Origin of the sequence: Mycobacterium sp. E3339 (assembly GCF_001666915.1) — a bacterium.
Lineage (GTDB): Bacteria > Actinomycetota > Actinomycetes > Mycobacteriales > Mycobacteriaceae > Mycobacterium.
The window spans coordinates 1-15,909 of record NZ_LZIZ01000160.1; the positions used below are offsets into that span (position 1 = coordinate 1).

16 protein-coding genes and 1 pseudogene are annotated in these 15,909 nt (G+C 70.7%); 11 read left to right on the forward strand and 6 right to left on the reverse strand.

Annotated features, from left to right (window positions below):
- From A5702_RS14290 to eccE, 4 genes are all read left to right on the forward strand, one after another.
- On the forward strand, positions 1-660 hold a 660-nt coding region (locus A5702_RS14290; protein WP_068221500.1), incomplete at its 5' end, for an ESX secretion-associated protein EspG.
- A gap of 25 nt (positions 661-685) precedes the next feature.
- A complete protein-coding gene (eccD, locus tag A5702_RS14295; protein ID WP_156669628.1) occupies positions 686-2,143 on the forward strand; it encodes a type VII secretion integral membrane protein EccD in 1,458 nt (485 codons plus the stop codon).
- Positions 2,140-3,534: a type VII secretion-associated serine protease mycosin gene (gene mycP, locus A5702_RS14300; RefSeq protein WP_068221504.1), complete on the forward strand. Its 1,395-nt coding sequence runs from the start codon at positions 2,140-2,142 to the stop codon at positions 3,532-3,534. The genes eccD and mycP overlap by 4 nt, the downstream gene beginning before the upstream one ends.
- Positions 3,531-4,514, forward strand: a complete 984-nt coding sequence (gene eccE / locus A5702_RS14305) for a type VII secretion protein EccE (RefSeq protein ID WP_068221506.1) — start codon at positions 3,531-3,533, stop codon at positions 4,512-4,514. The genes mycP and eccE overlap by 4 nt, the downstream gene beginning before the upstream one ends.
- Here the strand turns inward: eccE and A5702_RS14310 are convergent.
- Positions 4,504-5,712 carry a S9 family peptidase gene (locus A5702_RS14310; protein WP_068221508.1) on the reverse strand — a complete coding sequence of 403 codons (1,209 nt, stop codon included), beginning with the start codon at positions 5,710-5,712 and terminating at the stop codon, positions 4,504-4,506. The two genes, eccE and A5702_RS14310, sit on opposite strands and share 11 nt — an antisense overlap.
- A gap of 124 nt (positions 5,713-5,836) precedes the next feature.
- On the opposite strand from A5702_RS14310, the gene A5702_RS14315 reads away from it, so the two are divergent.
- A complete protein-coding gene (locus A5702_RS14315) occupies positions 5,837-6,622 on the forward strand; it encodes a trans-aconitate 2-methyltransferase (RefSeq protein ID WP_068221510.1) in 786 nt (261 codons plus the stop codon).
- On the opposite strand, the gene A5702_RS14320 is transcribed toward A5702_RS14315, so the two are convergent.
- Both A5702_RS14320 and bluB read right to left on the reverse strand, forming a co-directional pair.
- Entirely contained in the window at positions 6,619-8,022 is a 1,404-nt protein-coding gene (locus tag A5702_RS14320; RefSeq protein ID WP_068221512.1) for a sulfatase, read from the reverse strand. The genes A5702_RS14315 and A5702_RS14320 overlap by 4 nt on opposite strands.
- Before the next feature lie 38 nt (positions 8,023-8,060).
- Positions 8,061-8,738, reverse strand: a complete 678-nt coding sequence (gene bluB / locus A5702_RS14325) for a 5,6-dimethylbenzimidazole synthase (RefSeq protein ID WP_068221514.1) — start codon at positions 8,736-8,738, stop codon at positions 8,061-8,063.
- Positions 8,739-8,800: 62 nt separating this feature from the next.
- Between bluB and A5702_RS14330 the strand changes: the two genes are divergently transcribed.
- Complete coding sequence (locus tag A5702_RS14330; protein WP_055405448.1) at positions 8,801-9,085, forward strand: hypothetical protein; 285 nt, start codon at positions 8,801-8,803, stop codon at positions 9,083-9,085.
- Here A5702_RS14330 and A5702_RS14335 read toward each other — a convergent pair.
- Positions 9,069-9,551, reverse strand: coding sequence for a hypothetical protein (locus tag A5702_RS14335; RefSeq protein ID WP_055405447.1), 483 nt, complete (start codon positions 9,549-9,551; stop codon positions 9,069-9,071). The two genes, A5702_RS14330 and A5702_RS14335, sit on opposite strands and share 17 nt — an antisense overlap.
- An 81-nt stretch (positions 9,552-9,632) precedes the next feature.
- Here A5702_RS14335 and A5702_RS27195 point away from each other — a divergent pair, with 81 nt between their 5' ends.
- Both A5702_RS27195 and A5702_RS14345 read left to right on the forward strand, forming a co-directional pair.
- A complete protein-coding gene (locus A5702_RS27195; RefSeq protein ID WP_068221516.1) occupies positions 9,633-10,301 on the forward strand; it encodes a phosphatase PAP2 family protein in 669 nt (222 codons plus the stop codon).
- Positions 10,302-10,360: 59 nt separating this feature from the next.
- Positions 10,361-11,017 carry a L,D-transpeptidase gene (locus A5702_RS14345; protein ID WP_055405445.1) on the forward strand — a complete coding sequence of 219 codons (657 nt, stop codon included), beginning with the start codon at positions 10,361-10,363 and terminating at the stop codon, positions 11,015-11,017.
- Positions 11,018-11,021: 4 nt separating this feature from the next.
- Here A5702_RS14345 and A5702_RS14350 read toward each other — a convergent pair whose 3' ends face one another.
- On the reverse strand, positions 11,022-11,495 hold the full coding sequence (locus tag A5702_RS14350; protein WP_197281337.1) for a nuclear transport factor 2 family protein: 474 nt from the start codon (positions 11,493-11,495) through the stop codon (positions 11,022-11,024).
- Positions 11,496-11,573: 78 nt separating this feature from the next.
- Positions 11,574-12,200 carry a TetR/AcrR family transcriptional regulator gene (locus A5702_RS14355; protein ID WP_068221518.1) on the reverse strand — a complete coding sequence of 209 codons (627 nt, stop codon included), beginning with the start codon at positions 12,198-12,200 and terminating at the stop codon, positions 11,574-11,576.
- A gap of 38 nt (positions 12,201-12,238) precedes the next feature.
- On the opposite strand from A5702_RS14355, the gene A5702_RS14360 reads away from it, so the two are divergent.
- The 3 genes and pseudogenes from A5702_RS14360 to A5702_RS14370 form a co-directional block, all read left to right on the forward strand.
- Complete coding sequence (locus tag A5702_RS14360; protein WP_068221520.1) at positions 12,239-13,456, forward strand: hypothetical protein; 1,218 nt, start codon at positions 12,239-12,241, stop codon at positions 13,454-13,456.
- Positions 13,457-13,613: 157 nt separating this feature from the next.
- A complete protein-coding gene (locus tag A5702_RS14365; RefSeq protein ID WP_068221522.1) occupies positions 13,614-15,515 on the forward strand; it encodes an Hsp70 family protein in 1,902 nt (633 codons plus the stop codon).
- Positions 15,516-15,655: 140 nt separating this feature from the next.
- Positions 15,656-15,909: pseudogene (locus tag A5702_RS14370) on the forward strand (hypothetical protein); the annotation flags it as partial.

Here is a 15,909-nt window from a genome sequence, read left to right on the forward strand (position 1 = left end):
ATCAGGGTGGTGTGCTTCCCGGAGCGCTGGCTCGACCTGCGTTACGTGGGCCCCGCCAAGGACGCCGGCGGCACCGGCGAGTTGCTGCGCGGCATCGTGGCGCAGCGCTCCGCGACCACGGCCAAGACGATCGTGGCGCTGCGCAGCGCGCAGCTGATCACCTTCACGGCCATGGACATCGGCGACCCGCGGGCGTTGGTTCCGGTGCTCGGCGTCGGTCTGGCGCAGCAACCGCCGGCCCGATTCGACGCGTTCAGCATGCCGACCCGGGTCGGTGCGCGGGCCGACGAGCGGCTGCGTTCGGGCGCCTTGCTGGCCGAAGTCGTTGACTACCTTGGCATTCCGCAGTCGGCGCGCCCGGTGGTGGAGTCGGTGTTCACCGGCCCGCGCAGCTACGTCGAGATCGTCGCCGGCTGTCGTCGCGACGGCCGGCACGCCACCACCGAGGTGGGGATGAGCATCGTCGACGCGGAAGCGGGGCGGGTCCTGGTGAGCCCGTCGCGCGCATTCGACGGCGAGTGGGTGTCGACGTTCGCCCCGGGCACGCCGTTCGCGATCGCCGTCGCGATCGAACAGCTGATCGCGCTGCTGCCGGAGGCCGAATGGTTCCCCGGCCACCGGTTGGCCAGAGATTTCACCGCGCAATACGCAACCCAATAGAGAAGAGAGCAACGATGTTTCAGGTATGGCCCCAGCGTCCTTCGAGGGTCCGGTGACGTCCGGCGCCGTCATGCCGATCGTCCGCGTGGCAATCCTCGCGGACAGCAGGCTGACGGAAATGGCGTTGCCGGCCGAGTTGCCGCTGCGTGAAATTTTGCCCGCCGTTCAGCGTTTGGTGGTGCCCGCGGCGTCCAACGGCGAGTCCGACGAGCGGGGCGCGGCCGACCTCAGTGGCGCGATCCAACTGAGCCTCGCGCCGATCGGCGGCGCACCGTTCAGCCTGGACGCCAGCCTGGACACCGTCGGGGTGGTGGATGGTGACCTGCTGGCGCTGCAGCCGGTGCCCGTCGGCCAGGCGGCCCCCGGCATCGTCGAGGACATCGCCGACGCGGCCATGATCTTCTCGACCTCGCGGCTGCGGCCTTGGGGCGCAGCGCATATCCAGCGCGGCGCGCTCGCCGCGGTGATCGCCGTCGCCCTCCTTCTCACCGGCCTCTCGGTCACCTACCGGGTGACCACCGGCGCGCTGGCCGGGTTGGTGGCCGTCAGCGCCGTCGCGGCGGTGACCGCCATCGTCGGCCTGCTGGTCGCGGCCCGTTCGCCGCGCACCGGGACGGCGTGCTCGATCGCCGCGCTGGTGCCCATCGGCGCCGCGCTGGCGTTGGCGGTGCCGGGACGGTTCGGGCCGGCGCAGATCATGCTCGCCGCGGCCGGCGTCACGGCGTGGTCGCTGATCGCCCTGATGGTGCCCAGCGCCGAACGGGAGCGCGTCGTGGCCCTGTTCACCGCCACCGCGGTGGTGGGCGCCGGGGTGGCGCTGGCGGCGGGCGCCGAGGTGCTCTGGCAGCTGCGCCCGGTCGCCATCGGCTGCGGCCTGATCGTCGCGGCGCTGCTGGTCACCATCGAGGCGGCCCAGCTCTCGGCGCTGTGGGCGCGCTTCCCGCTGCCGGTCATCCCCGCGCCCGGCGACCCCACGCCGTCGGCCCCGTCGTTGCGGGTGCTCGAGGACCTGCCGCGGCGGGTCCGGGTCGGCGACGCCCATCAGAACGGATTCATCGCGGCCGCAGTACTTCTCAGCGTCCTGGGCTCGGTGGCGATCGCGCTGCGCCCCGAGGCGCTCGGCGGCGTCGGCTGGTACGTGGTGGGCGCCACCGCGGCGACGGCCGTGCTGCGGGCCCGGGTGTGGGACTCGGCCGCCTGCAAGGCGTGGCTGCTCGCGCAGCCCTACCTGGCCGCCGGCGTCCTGCTGGTGCTCTACACCGCGACGGGACGCTACGCGGCCGCGCTCGGCGCGGCTCTGGTGCTGGTCGCGCTGGCCTCGGTGTGGATTGTCGTGGCGCTCAACCCGCGGATCGCCGAGCCGGACAGCTATTCGCTGCCGGTGCGCCGGCTCGTGGGCTTCGTCGCGGCCGGGCTCGACGCGTCGCTGATCCCGGTGATGGCGTACCTGGTCGGCATCTTCACCTGGATACTCAATCGATGATCCGGTCCGGGTCAGCCTGTCTCGCAGCGGCTTTGGCGGCCGTGCTGTGGACGTGCCCGTCCGCGCTGGCCATCGAAGCGCCGAAGGTCGACCCGGGCGTCCCGCCGCCCAGCGGGAGTCCCGGCCCCGTGCAACCGATGGAGCAGCGCGGCCCGTGCAGCGTCTCCGGGGTGATCCCCGGCAGCGATCCCGCGGCCGTCGCCCCCGGCCAGGCGATGCTGAATCTGCCTGGGGCGTGGCAGTTCTCGCGTGGAGAGGGTCAGCTGGTGGCGGTGCTCGACACCGGGGTGCGGCCCGGCCCGCGGCTGCCGAACGTCGATCCGGGCGGTGACTTCGTCGAGACGACGGACGGCCTGACCGACTGCGACGGCCACGGCACCCTGGTGGCCGGGCTCATCGCCGGGCAGCCCGGGGACGACGGGTTCGCCGGCGTGGCGCCCGCCGCGCGGGTCGTGTCGATCAGGACGACGTCGGCCAAGTTCTCGCCCCGGACCCCCGGCGGCGACCCGCTGATGGCCCGGGCCTCGCTGGACGTCGCGACGCTGAGCCGGGCGATCGTGCACGCGGCCGACCTCGGCGCCCGGGTGATCGACATCTCCACGCTCACTTGCCTGCCCGCCGACCGGCCCGTCGACCAGGCCGCGCTCGGCGCGGCGATCCGCTACGCGGCGGTGGACAAGGACGCGGTGATCGTGGCGGCCGCCGGCAACACCGGGCCGACCGGGGCGGTCGCCGGTGGCACGTCATGCGAGTCCAACCCGCTCACCGACCTCAGCCGCCCCGACGACCCGCGCAACTGGGCCGGCGTCACCTCGCTGTCCATCCCGTCCATGTGGCAGCCCTACGTGCTGTCGGTGGCCGCGCTGGCGCCGGACGGCCAGCCGGCGAAATTCACCATGGCCGGGCCGTGGGTGGGCGTCGCGGCGCCCGGCGAGCGCATCGTGTCGATCAGCAACGCCGACGGTGGCGGACTGGCCAACGGGCTGCCCGACGAACACCAGCAACAGATCGCGCTGAGCGGCACCAGCTATGCGGCCGGTTATGTGGCCGGCGTCGCGGCGCTGGTGCGCAGCAAGTACCCGGAGCTGAACGCCACCCAGGTCGTGCGCCGCATCACCGCGACCGCCCGGGGCGGCGCCAGGGCGCCGTCGAACGTCGTCGGCACCGGCAGCGTGGACCCGGTCGCGGCGCTGACCTGGCAGCTGCCCGCCGCCAATCAGCCTCCCGCCGCGCCGGTCAAGCCGGTCGCCGCCCCGCCGGCGCCGGCACCCAAGGACACCACCCCGCGGACCGTCGCGCTGGCCGGAACCGCCGCGCTCGCTGTGCTTGTCGCAGTCGCGGGCGGCATCGCCGCCACCGCCACCCGCCGACGAAAGGACCCCACCCCGTGAGTCTGCAGCGCTGGATACCCACCCCTGGAGCCGGGCGAATCACGCTGGCGCTGCTGGCCGTCGTGCCCGCGGTGATGGCCTACCCCTGGCGGTCGCCGCGGGATTACTGGCTGCTGGGCATCGCCGCGGCCGCCGTGGTCGTGCTGTTCGGCTGCTGGCGCGGTTCGTATTTCACCACGCTGCTGCGCCGCCGGGTGGCGATGATGGGGCGCGGCGAGGCGACCGCTCCCGAATCCGCCACCGCGACAACGGCGCTGCTGCGGGTCGGGGGGCCGGACGGCCCCGCCGATGTGCTGCCGCTGCCCTTGATCGCCCGCTACCTGGACCGCTACGGCATCCGCGCGGACAAGATCCGAATCACCAGCCGCGACAACGCATCCGATGCGTCGAGGCGCGAAACGTGGATCGGGCTCACGATATCGGCCACCGACAACCTGGCGGCGCTGCGGGCGCGCTCGGCGCGCATCCCGTTGCACGAGACCGCGCAGGTGGCGGCGCGCCGGCTCGCCGACCATCTGAGGGAGCTCGGCTGGGACGTCAACGGCGTGGCAGCCGACGACGTCCCGCGGCTGCTCACCTCCAACCCGCGCGAGCGCTGGTCGGGGGTGCAACGCGGCGCGTCGGATTACCTTGCGGCATACCAAATCCGGGTGGACGGCGAGCTGGCCGAAACGCTCGAGGCGATCCGGACGCATCCGGCGCGGGAAACGTGCACCGCGCTGGAGTTCGCCGGGGACGGCACGAACATCACCGTCGCGGCCGCGTGCGCTTTCCTGACCGACACGGCACCCGAGCGGACCGCGCCGCTGCCGGGGCTGACCCCGCAGCACGGCAATCACCGGCCGGCCCTGTCGGCCTTGGACCTGTTGTCGACGCGGCGCCTGGACGGGCATACCGCCGCGCCGGCGGGCCTGCTGGCCGAGCTGGACTGGCCGCCGCTGGCGACGCCGGCGCCGGTCGCCGAACCGGCTAGAACATGACCGTCTGCAGGAACGCGGTCATCCGGCGCAGGTAGTCCAGCTGGCTGACGTGCAGGACGTGGCTGCCCGGAAACCAGTGCAGCGCACAGCGATCCCAGTGCTCCCACAGCTTGAGGGCGTGATCGGGCGGCGCCATGCGATCGCCGAGCCCGGTGATGATCATCCGTCGGTCCTTGTCCAGCAGCGGCCGATAGGTCAGCGGGCAGTGGTAGGACAGCCCGTCGGCTAACTCCGCGCGGCTGATGTGCGACAGGCGCAGCCCCAGGCGCACGAGTCGGTTGGCCGGAAACCATTCGTCGAACAACGTGGCCGGGGTGACGACGGGACAGTTCGGGATGACGGCCTCGAGCCGGTCGTCGACCGAGGCCACCAGGGCCGAGGTGTATCCGCCCAGCGAGATGCCGGTCAACGCGATGCGGTCGACACCGGTGCCGCGCAGGTAGTCGATGACGGACCGGAAGTCGTGCACGGCCTGGGCCATCGCCTCGGCGAAACCGCTCAGGCCGCCGGCGAAATAGCCGAAACCGCTGAAGGGCGAATATCTTTCGGCCCGCTTGCCGTGAAAAGGCAAGGTGTACAGCAAAACGTCGTAGCCGGAGCGGTAATACCACGGCAGCGTGAAGAACCGGCCGTTGGCCAGATACGAAGACCCCATGAAGCCGTGGATGACGCACAGCGTGGGACGCGGCCCGTCGTCGTGGCGCCAGTGCTGCGCGCGCACGATGTTGTTGGCCTTCCAGGCGCCCCACTGCCCGCGCATCGCGGGATTGATGGCGGTGAAGCTGCTGTCGAACGCGATGTTTTCCACCGTGCCGCCCGCGGCCCACTCGGTCAGCGGGCTCGCCGGCCGTGACGAAACCCGCGGCGACGCGGCCGGTGCGGGAAACGACTTCGCCGGATCGCGTTGCGCGGCCAGCTCGGCGTAGAAGTTCAGGTTGGCGCGCTCGGCGCGGGCGGCGGAGTGCCGCAGCGAGGCGGCGAGCACGGCCGGCGCCACCGTCGCGGTGAGCAGCGACGACACCCAGGTGCGCAGGGCGAGGTCGCCGATGGCCGAGCCCTCGATTACCATGCGCTGGCGGGGGGACAACGCGGAATTCGGGGGTAATCCGTCGACGTCGACGGGCACGTCCGCGCCCTGCCAGGCGGCGGGAATGTCCGGGACGGGGATGGGCGGATCAATCGAAGTGTCGGGCGCCACGAACCCCGATGCTAACCCCCCGGCGCGGACCCCGGGGCCAGTTGGGCGGCGCCGGGGTGGCGTGCGGTAATACGGTTGGTCTATCTCCCCGACTAGCGGCGGCGCGTTGATCAGGAGGACCGACATGTGGGATCCCGATGTCTACCTGGCCTTTGCCGACCACCGCAGCCGGCCCTTCTACGACCTGCTGTCCCGGGTGGGCACCGAGCGGGCCCGGCGGGTCGTCGACCTCGGTTGTGGGCCCGGGCATCTGACCAAGTACCTGTCCCGGCGTTGGCCGGACGCGGTGATCGAGGCGGTGGACACCTCGCCGGAGATGGTCGCCGCCGCCAAGGAACGCGGCATCGACGCGGTGGTCGGCGATCTGCGGGACTGGAAACCCAAGCCCGACACCGACGTGGTGGTCAGCAACGCGGCCCTGCACTGGGTGCCCGAGCACGCCGACCTGCTGGTCCGGTGGGCCGACGAGCTTGCGGCCGGGTCGTGGATCGCCGTCCAGATCCCCGGCAATTTCGAGACGCCGTCACACGCCACGGTGCGGACCCTGGCCCGCCGCGAGCCCTACGCGAAAGTCATGCGGGACATACCATTTCGTGTTGGCGCCGTGGTGCAGCCGCCGATGCAGTACGCCAATCTGCTGCTGGACGCCGGGTGCCGGGTCGACGTCTGGGAGACCACTTACCTGCACCAGCTGACCGGTGAGAACCCGGTGCTGGAGTGGATCACCGGGACGGCGCTGGTTCCGGTGCGGGAACGGCTCAGCGCGCAGGACTGGGAGCGGTTCCGCGAGGAGCTCATCCCGCTGCTGGACGACGCGTATCCGCCCCGGGCCGACGGCACGACGATCTTCCCGTTCCGGCGGGTGTTCATCGTCGCCGAGGTCGGCGGTTCCCGGCGATCGGCCGGCTAGCCGCTGGCTTCCTTCTCGATGCCGCGGTCAGCCGCGAGCGCCGACCGGGCGGTCGGCTTGACCCGGTGGATCTGCAGATACGTCTCGGTGTAACGGGCCGAGATCCGGGTGCCGGCGAACTCCGACGGGATCACGTCGCCGGTGCGTTGCCGCCAATCATGAAGGCGCACAGCCAAATCGGCGGCCACTTCGTCGGCGTCGGCATCGTCACCGGCCAGCAGGTTGGTGGTCTCGGTGGGGTCGGCGCGCAGGTCGTAGAGCTCGCGTTGCGGGCGCGGGGCGGTGATGAACGGCGCCACCGCGGCCCCGGACGGGCTTTCCTCGATGTCCAACGGCAGGTCGAGCAGCGGCCGGGGCGCGTAATTCTCGATGTAGCTGTATTCCTTGGTGCGAATCGCGCGGATCGGATCGAACGAGTCGTGATAGGTCTTCGTCGTGTACACGTGGTCCCTGACCGGCACGGTGTGCGGGTCCGGCGCGAGCAGCGCGCGGGCGTGCGACACCCCGTCGATCTCGGCCGGCATGTCCAGACCCAGCAGCTCGAGCAGCGTCGGCAGCAGATCCACGCCGCTGAACAGTTCGTCGTACACGGTTGGGGTGAACGCCCGGCCGGTGGGGGGCCGGATGATCATGCCGATGCCGGTCCCCGCGTCGTAGAGCGTGGACTTGGCGCGGGGGAACGCCGGGCCGTGGTCGGTGAAGAACACCACCCAGGTGCTGGCGTCCAACCCCGTTTCGGCCAGCGTGTCCAGTAACCGGCCGACGGCGGCGTCGGCCGTCGCGATCGAGCCATAGAAGCTGGCGAGGTCGCCGCGCACCTCGGGGGTGTCGGGTAGGTAGTCGGGCGGGTCGACCCCGGCGGGGTCCGCGGGCTCGTAGCGGTCCCGCGGATACGGCCGGTGCGTCTCGAAGAAACCCGCGGTCAACAGGAACGGTTGATCCGCGAGGTCTTCGGTGCCCTCGCGCAGCCATTGGGTGGCCCTGTCCACCACGTATTCGCAATACGAGTTCGACACGTCGAACTCGTCGAAGCCCAGCCGCTGCGGATAGGACGTCTCGTGCTGCATGCCGAAAAGCGCGGAGTACCAGCCGGCTTCGGTCATCATCTGGGGCAGCGTGCGCACGCCGTTGCGGTATTCCCAGCCGTGGTGGGCCAGCCCGATCAGGCCATTGGTCTGCGGGTAGCGCCCGGTGAACAGCGATCCGCGCGACGGCGAGCACAACGGTGCCGTGGCGTGCGCTTTGGTGAACAGGATGCCCTCGGCGGCAAGGCAGTCGAGCCGGGGGCTACAGACGTCCGGGTGGCCGTAGACGCCGAGATAGCGGCCCAGGTCGTGCCAGTGCACGATCAGCACGTTGTCTTTGTTGCCCGCTGCGTCGTCCGGCGCCAATTGCGTCACCTCGTTAACTTGCCTCGCGACCGGCGACGATACCGCAGCTACTGGGGGGAAGCCTGGATGCGCTCGCTGAAGCGGTTCTCGCACACGAACTCCGACAGCGGACGGGCGACGGCCCAGCCGTCCAGTTCCAGCGCCGGGCGCTCGGGAAATTCGGGCACCGGACCCAGGCACAGAACGGCGACCGGCTCCGCCCCGGCGGGCATTGCAAGCAGGGCCGCCAACCGGTGCGGATCGAACAGCGAAACCCAGCCCATGCCAAGGCCTTCGGCGCGTGCGGCCAGCCACAGATTCTGGATCGCGCACGACACCGACGCGAGGTCCATCTGCGGCAGCGTCCGCCGGCCGAACACGTGTTTTTCGCGGTCGTCGCCCAGCGCCACCACCAGCAACTCGGCGCAGTCCAGGATGCCTTCGACTTTCAGGGCGAGAAACTCGTCGGCCCGCTCGCCCAGGGCGGCGGCGGTGAGCGGGCGTTCCTCGTCGACGAGCGCGTGGATGCGCCGCCGCAGCGCGTCGTCGGTGATCCGGATGAACCGCCACGGCTGCATCAGGCCGACGCTGGGCGCCGCGTGGGCGGCCTGCAGCAGGCGGGCCAGCACGTCCTCACCGACCACGCCGCCGGGCGAGAACCGGCGCATGTCGCGGCGGGAGAAGATCGCCCGATAGACGGCCCGCCGCTCCTGCGGGCTGAAGGGCTCGTCGGTCACGGGAGTCATCGTAGGGAATCGGGGCTAGCGTGAACCCTGACCGGGCGAACACCCGAAGAAAGGAGTGTTCCGTGAAGCCCTTCGACCTACTCGACCGGCTGCCCACCGACGGGGCCGCCGGCCGCGTGTACGGCGAGCCCTATCAGACACCGGACGGCGCCACCGTGATCCCCGTGGCCAAACCGCTGGGCGTCTTCGTCATCCGCAACGGCGAGGCGTCCTGGAAGCCCGCCCTGGACGGCAACCGCATCGCGCTGATCGGAGTGATCACCGGCCTGCTGGCGGCCGTGATCGGCAGCCTGGCGGTGCTGCGGCAGCCGCCGTGGCCGCGGATGACGATCACGGACTATAGGTAACGCCGACCGCGCGGAACACGTACTCGGGCGGCATGTCGAAGGCCAGCGATCGCCGCGGCAGCCCGCCCAGCACGTCGTCGCCGATGGCCACCTTGTAGTGCAGCGACAGCTCACCGCTGAACTTCGGGTCGACCCGGGCGACGTCCACGTCGACCTGCAGGCCGGCGGACGATATCTCCACCCGCGCCGCACCGGTCTCCGGCGCGTCCCAGCGGACGTCGACGGTCGGGCCCGCGAGCCGGGGCAGCATCGACAGCGTGGCCAGCACCCGCTCGTCGGTGAACACCAGCGAACCCGTGTAGCTGGCGACGCTGTGCGGCAGACGGACGCCGGGGATGGCGCCGCGGAACCGCCTGGTGACCGGGACGAAGTCGGCAAGATAGCGCAGGCCCTCCGCCTCCACCTGCGCGTGCACGTCCTCGGGCAGCTTGCCGATGCCGAACAACCTGCGAACGAATACGGCCATGACGCCAGTATGGACCGGGTTGAAAGACGGCGTGGTCAGGCCGCTCGATGCTTCGCGCGGCCCGGCTGGTATCGGTGGGGTATGACCCGACCGCGGGCCGTTGCGGCCGTCTGCATCGCCCTGGCGGTCTACGCCCTCATGTGGGTGGGGTACGCGCAGCACTGGCACTGGGTGCAGCGCGCGGACTCCTCGCTGCTGGATGCCGCGCGCACCGGCGCGCTCGACCACCCGTGGTGGGTGCGACTCTGGGCGGACGTCTCGTTCGCGCTGGGCCCGGTCCCGCTGCGGGTGCTGGGCACCGTGGCCGCGGTGGTCGCCCTGGCGCTGCGCCGGGTGCGCGCGGGGCTGCTGCTGTTGGCCTGCGCGCCGCTCAGCGGGCTGGTGACGGTGGCGGCGAAGGCGCTGGCGGACCGGCCGCGGCCGTCGACCATGCTGGTGGCCGCGGCCGAAACGTCGTTTCCGTCCGGGCACGCGCTGGAGGTGACGGCCGCGTTGCTCGCGGCGCTGAGCCTGGCGTTGCCGGCGATCCGCGGGGCGGTGCGCGGTGTCGCGGTCGCGGTGGTCGTGCTGATCGCGTTGGCGGCGGGGATTTCCCGGGTGGCGCTGAACGTGCACTACCCGTCCGACGTGTTGGCCGGCTGGGCGCTGGGCTACCTGTATTTCCTGTTGTGTATCACGGTGATTCGGCCGCCGACCGGCGCGTTCTCCCGAAGACCGTGGGACACCGAGGATTTGGTCACGGCGCAGTGACCTAACCGGGTCGAAAGCTTGACTTGACCCCGCGCCCAGCGGGTTCGACGATTGAGGTCATGCGCCGACTGCTCGCTTCGCTGTTCGCTTCGGCGTGCGCATTTCTCGTGGCGCTGGCCCTGGCGCCGGTTGGCGGCGCGGCCGGGGCCCCCTGGTTTGCGAACGCGGTCGGTGATGCCACGCAGGTGGTTTCGGTGATGAGCACCGGCGGATCGAACGCGACCATGGACATCTACCAGCGCACCGCCGCCGGCTGGGAGGCGCTGCGGACCGGCATCCCCACCCACGTCGGTTCGGCGGGCATGGCGCCCCAGGCCAAGAGCGGGGTGCCGGCCACCCCGATGGGCGTCTACACGCTGGACTCCGCCTTCGGCACCGCACCCAACCCCGGCACCGGCCTGCCCTACACCCAGGTGGGGCCGAACCACTGGTGGAGCGGCGACGACCACAGCCCAACCTTCAACTCCATGCAGGTGTGCCAGAAGGCGCAGTGCCCGTTCAACACCGCCGAAAGTGAAAACCTGCAAATCCCGCAGTACAAGCACGCGGTCGTGATGGGCGTGAACAAGAACAAGACCCCGGGCGGCGGCGCGGCGTTCTTCTTCCACACCACCGACGGGAAACCCACCGAGGGCTGCGTCGCCGTCGACGACGCTCAGCTGGTGTCGATCATGAAATGGCTGCGGCCCGGCGCGGTAATCGCGATCACCAAGTAGCGCCTCAGGTGGCCAGCGCGCGCCCAGGCTTGAGCGCGAAGTTCATGCCCTCCAACGACATTGTGGCGTCGTAGGTCCGGTCGTACCCGGTTCCCGCGATCTTCCAGCCGGCATCGGTGCGCCGGTAGGTGTCGCGGTAGAAGGCGGCGCCGATCAGCATGAAGTTCAGGTCGGCGACGATCACCCGGTCCTGCAAATACCAACTGCCCGTTGCGGTGTCGCCGTCGACGACGATGTCGGGATGGGTCACCCGGTGCTCGGTGATGACGTTGGCGGGCAGCGACGTACGCATGTACTCGACCAGGTCGTCGCGGTTGGTGAAGTGCAACTCGTTGCCGAGCGACGGGCCGTAGTCGGCCTTGATGTCCTCGGCGAGGGTGTCGGCGAAGTCGTCCCAGTGCTTGGTGTCCAGCGCGCGCAGGTACCGGTACTTGACCTGCTTGATGGCTTCGATGTCGGCGAGATCGTGAGGGGTCATCAGGTCATTGCAGCACACGGGTGATTGGCCCGCTGCGCTCGCATCGACGGGCCGGCGTCGCCGAGACGTAAAGCGCGGTCACCGGCCGTCGGAGAGGTGGCGGGTGACCATGTCGATCAGGGCCCGTCGCTCCAGGCTCCAGTCGATCGCGGTCCCGGTGACCATCCGCACCAACACCACGCCCCGCAAGGTGGCCCAGATGACCTCGGCCACACCGGCATTCGCCGGATCGTCGGTGATCAGCCGCCCCAACTGGCCGATGGCATCGTTAATTTCCAGCAGGTGCCGGCGCGGCGACTCGCCCGGCCCCCCGCGGGTGGCGCGCAGAATCTCGAACGCCGCCATCGACGTGGGGCTGCTGTAGCAGGCCCACGCGGTGTCGACCACCACCTCGATGCGCTCCCGTAGGGGCAACTCGCTGACGTCGGCCGACGACAGGCTGTCGATCAGCCGGTCCACCCCGTCGTCCACGACTGCCATCAACAGGCCGTTGCGATCGCCGAAGTGATACTGGATCACCCCCCAGGTCACGCCCGCGCGCTCGGCCACGTGTTTGGCGGTCGCCGCGGCGAAGCCTTCCTCGGTGATGCAGCGGACGGTCTCGTCGATGATCCGCGCGCGGGTGTCGTCACCGCGCTTGCGCGGCGCGGTGGTGCGCCGGGTGGGGCCAACCGAGCCTCCGGCGTGACCTGCGACGATGGACATTGTTGACTTTATAACATAGCCGAGTCTATTTTTGGCCGGTGAGCCGATACGCGCGGTTGACCCGCGAGCAGCTGGCCGTGCTGGTCCCCGAACTGCTGCTGATCGGGCAGCTGATCGACCGCTCGGGCATGGCCTGGTGCATCAGCGCGTTCGGCCGCGAGGAGATGGTGCAGATCGCCATCGAGGAATGGGCGGGCGCCAGCCCCATCTACGCCCGCCGCATGCAGCGGGCGCTCAACTTCGAGGGCAACGACGTGCCGACCATCTTCAAGGGGCTGCAACTCGACATCGGCGCGCCGCCGCAATTCATGGACTTCCGCTACACCGTCCACGACAAGTGGCACGGCGAATTCCAGCTCGACCACTGCGGCGCGCTGCTCGACGTCGAGCCGATGGGGGAAAAGTACGTCTTCGGGATGTGCCACACCATCGAGGATCCGACGTTCGACGCCACCGCGGTGGCAACCAACGCGCGCGCCCAGGTGCGCCCCATCCACCGGCCGCCGCGAACACCCAAGGATCGCCACCCACACTGCGCGTGGACCGTCATCATCGACGAGTCCTACCCCGAGGCCCAAAGCATTCCCGCGCTGGACATCGTGCGCCAAACCCGCGCCGCGACATGGGAACTCGAGCCGATCGACCGCTCCGACGAGGGCAACGCGGACTACTCCGGACCGTTGCTGTCCGACTTCGACTTCGCCGGCTTCTCGCATTCGGCGCTGGTCCGGATGGCCGACGAGGTGTGCCTGCAGATGCATCTGCTCTACCTGTCGTTCGCCATCGCGGTGACCGCACGCGCCGCCGACGACGCCCAGGCCGTGACGGTGTGCACCCAGGGCCTGACCGGCATCGCGGGCGTGGCCGCCGAACGCATTCACCGGGCGCTGAAGCTCCCGGGTGGGGTCCAGGGGGTGCTCGAGGTGCTCGAACTGCACCCGCTGCTCAACCCCGCCGGCTACGTCCGCGCGGAAACGGCCGACCGGCTCGTGGTGCACCGCTCACCCGCCCACGACGACGCCGCCTGGATCGCCCTGTGCTCACCCGAATCCGTGCAGCCGCTGCAGGCGATTGCCACCGCAGTCGACCCGCACGTCGGGGTCCGGGTCAGCGGCACCAACACCGACTGGACCGCCGAACTGGTGGAAACCGACACCGCGGCCGCCGAACTGCCCGAGGTGTCGGTAACGAAAGTCAGTGGCGGAGCGACATTCCAGTTTGAACCCAGGCGATCGCTGCCGCTGACCGTGGTGTAAGCACCGGCGCGGATTTGTCAAGGGGCCTGCGGTACCGCTTCGGTGACGAGGTGGCATCGACCGGATACCGATGACGTTGCAAGCCATCGGTTTTGGGCGTGTCCGCGGCTATGGTTAACGCTGGCCACCGACCCCTATAGACGAAAGTTTTCGCTCTATGTACGACCCACTCGGGTTGTCGATCGGGACCACGAACCTGGTCGCTGCGCGTAACGAAAGCCCACCGGTAACCCGGCGGTCGGTGCTGACCCTATATCCGCACTGTGCGCCGAAAGTCGGTGTGCCCGAAGAGACTTCGTATCCGGCGGAGCCGGGCGTGATGATGCGGGGCTTCGTCGAGCGCATCGGTGACTCGGTGGCGCTGGTGTCGGCCGACGGGTCCGCGCATGACCCGGAACTGCTCACGGTGGAGGCGCTGGACGGGATGGTGCGCGCCGCCGGCGCGGACGCCTCTTCTTCGGACATCTCCATCGCCGTGCCCGCCTACTGGAAACCCGTTACGGTGCAGGCGCTGCGCGACGGATTGCGAACCCATCTGGGGTTCGTGCGCAGCGGCATGGCACCGCGGCTGGTCTCCGACGCGATCGCGTCGTTGACCGCGGTCAAGTCCGAGCTCGGCCTGCCCGACGACGGTGTGGTGGGGCTGCTCGATTTCGGCGGCGGCGGCACGTCGGCCACGCTGGTCAACGTCGCGGGCGATTTCGAACTGGTCAGCGCGACAATGCGTTACGCGGCCCTGTCCGGGGACGAGATCGACCAGGAGCTGCTGCTGCGGGTGTTCGAGGAGCTGGGCCGCGGCAGCGGCATCGACCCGGGAAGCACCGCCGCCGTGGGGCAGCTCGGCGAGCTGCGGGAGCAATGCCGGTTGGCCAAGGAGCGGCTGTCCACCGACGCGGTCACCGAGATCACGGCCGAACTCGGCGAGCGCCGGTGCAGCCTCACGCTCAGACGAGACGACCTCGAAGACCTGATGACCGACCGGCTGACCGGCTTCATCTACGCGCTGGACGACATGCTGGTGCGCTACCGAAAGGGCTGGGCGGACCTCGCGGCCGTGGTGGCCGTCGGCGGGGGCGCGCACATTCCGCTTGTCGCCGAACGGCTTTCGGTGCACGGACGCACGCCGGTCCTGACGCCGGCGCAGCCCGCCCTCGCGGCGGCGTGCGGCGCGTTGCAGCTGGCCGCCCGCGGGGACGAGCTGAGCCTGCGCACGCGGACGTCGATCGGCCTGCTCGCGTCCGCGCACGCCACCGGCGACGTCGTCGACCTCGGCGCCGGCGACGTGCTGGTGATCGACGACGAGGCGATGACCGATCGCGAGCTGGCGTGGTCGCAGACCGAATACCCCGGCGACCTGCGGGTGCGGTTCGGCGGCGAAACCTACGACGAAGACGGCCCGTCCGGCTGGTCGATGCGGCTGAACGTGATCGACCCGGCCCCGGACCGGCCGTGGCGCCGCCTTCGGTTGTCACAGTTGATCATCGGGATGTCCGCGCTGGTGGCCATGACGGCGATCGGCGGTGTCGCCTACACGCTGACCGGCATCGAGAACCGTCAGGCCCCGCCGGCGCCCAGCGTCGCGCCCCGGCCCGCCCCGCCGGCCAGCCCGCTGGTTCCGCGCACCGTCGCGCCGCCGCCCCCGACGGCCGTGCCGGTCCCGCCCAGCGCCGCGCCGGTGCCCAGCCCGGCGCCGCCGCCGTCACCACCGCCGCCACCACCGCCGCTGGTGGTCACCACGCAGGCGCCGCCCGTCTACACCCCGCGGCACACCGCGCCGCCGGTGACCCAGGCGCCGACGACGACGGCCATGACGACGCCCCCGCCGCCGCCGACCACGACCGAGAGCGAGCCGCCCCCGCCGTCGACGACGACGACCACCAGCACGACGGTGCCGATGACCACCCAGTGGATCCACGTGCCGCTGTTGCCGGTGCCCATACCGGTCCAGGTTCCGCAGACGCAGGCCCCGCAGGCGCCGGCCCCGCAGTACACCCCGTACCCGCAGTACCCGCAGTATCCGCAGAACTCGCAGAACCCCTTCCTGAGCCCGGGCTACTAGCCGCGAGACCCCGCTGCCGAGCGCGTCCGCGCCGGCGCGGGTAGCGTGGAATTCGCCCCGTCGGGCGGGGTTTATCCGGTATTGCCTCATGGGGGGCCGGAACAAGTCAGCGAGCAAATCAGCGGACTGTGGAGGCATGCGTGGACATCGTGCTGGGGGTTTCGCTGGCCCCCGAAACGGTGCGCCTGGTGGTCATCGAGGGCCAGAACGCCGACGGCGTCACCGTCGAACAGGACGAGTTCGAGGTCGCCGGCACGGACCCGGGGGCCGCCGGTGCGGTCGAGCAAGTGCTGGCGGCGATCGAGGGCACCCGCGAAGGCGCGCTCGCCGGCGGCTACCACCTGGAGTCGACCGGCGTGACCTGGACGGACGCCGCCGGTGTCGGCGCGCTGCG

What these genes read in the sequence shown, in the direction of transcription:
- eccD (WP_156669628.1), top strand. Translation starts at nt 686, where the DNA reads ATGGCCCCAGCGTCCTTCGAGGGTCCGGTGACGTCCGGCGCCGTCATG.
- mycP (WP_068221504.1), top strand. Translation starts at nt 2,140, where the DNA reads ATGATCCGGTCCGGGTCAGCCTGTCTCGCAGCGGCTTTGGCGGCCGTG.
- A5702_RS14315 (WP_068221510.1), top strand. Translation starts at nt 5,837, where the DNA reads ATGTGGGATCCCGATGTCTACCTGGCCTTTGCCGACCACCGCAGCCGG.
- bluB (WP_068221514.1), bottom strand. Translation starts at nt 8,738, where the DNA reads ATGACTCCCGTGACCGACGAGCCCTTCAGCCCGCAGGAGCGGCGGGCC.
- A5702_RS14335 (WP_055405447.1), bottom strand. Translation starts at nt 9,551, where the DNA reads ATGGCCGTATTCGTTCGCAGGTTGTTCGGCATCGGCAAGCTGCCCGAG.
- A5702_RS27195 (WP_068221516.1), top strand. Translation starts at nt 9,633, where the DNA reads ATGACCCGACCGCGGGCCGTTGCGGCCGTCTGCATCGCCCTGGCGGTC.
- A5702_RS14345 (WP_055405445.1), top strand. Translation starts at nt 10,361, where the DNA reads ATGCGCCGACTGCTCGCTTCGCTGTTCGCTTCGGCGTGCGCATTTCTC.
- A5702_RS14350 (WP_197281337.1), bottom strand. Translation starts at nt 11,495, where the DNA reads ATGACCCCTCACGATCTCGCCGACATCGAAGCCATCAAGCAGGTCAAG.
- A5702_RS14355 (WP_068221518.1), bottom strand. Translation starts at nt 12,200, where the DNA reads ATGTCCATCGTCGCAGGTCACGCCGGAGGCTCGGTTGGCCCCACCCGG.
- A5702_RS14365 (WP_068221522.1), top strand. Translation starts at nt 13,614, where the DNA reads ATGTACGACCCACTCGGGTTGTCGATCGGGACCACGAACCTGGTCGCT.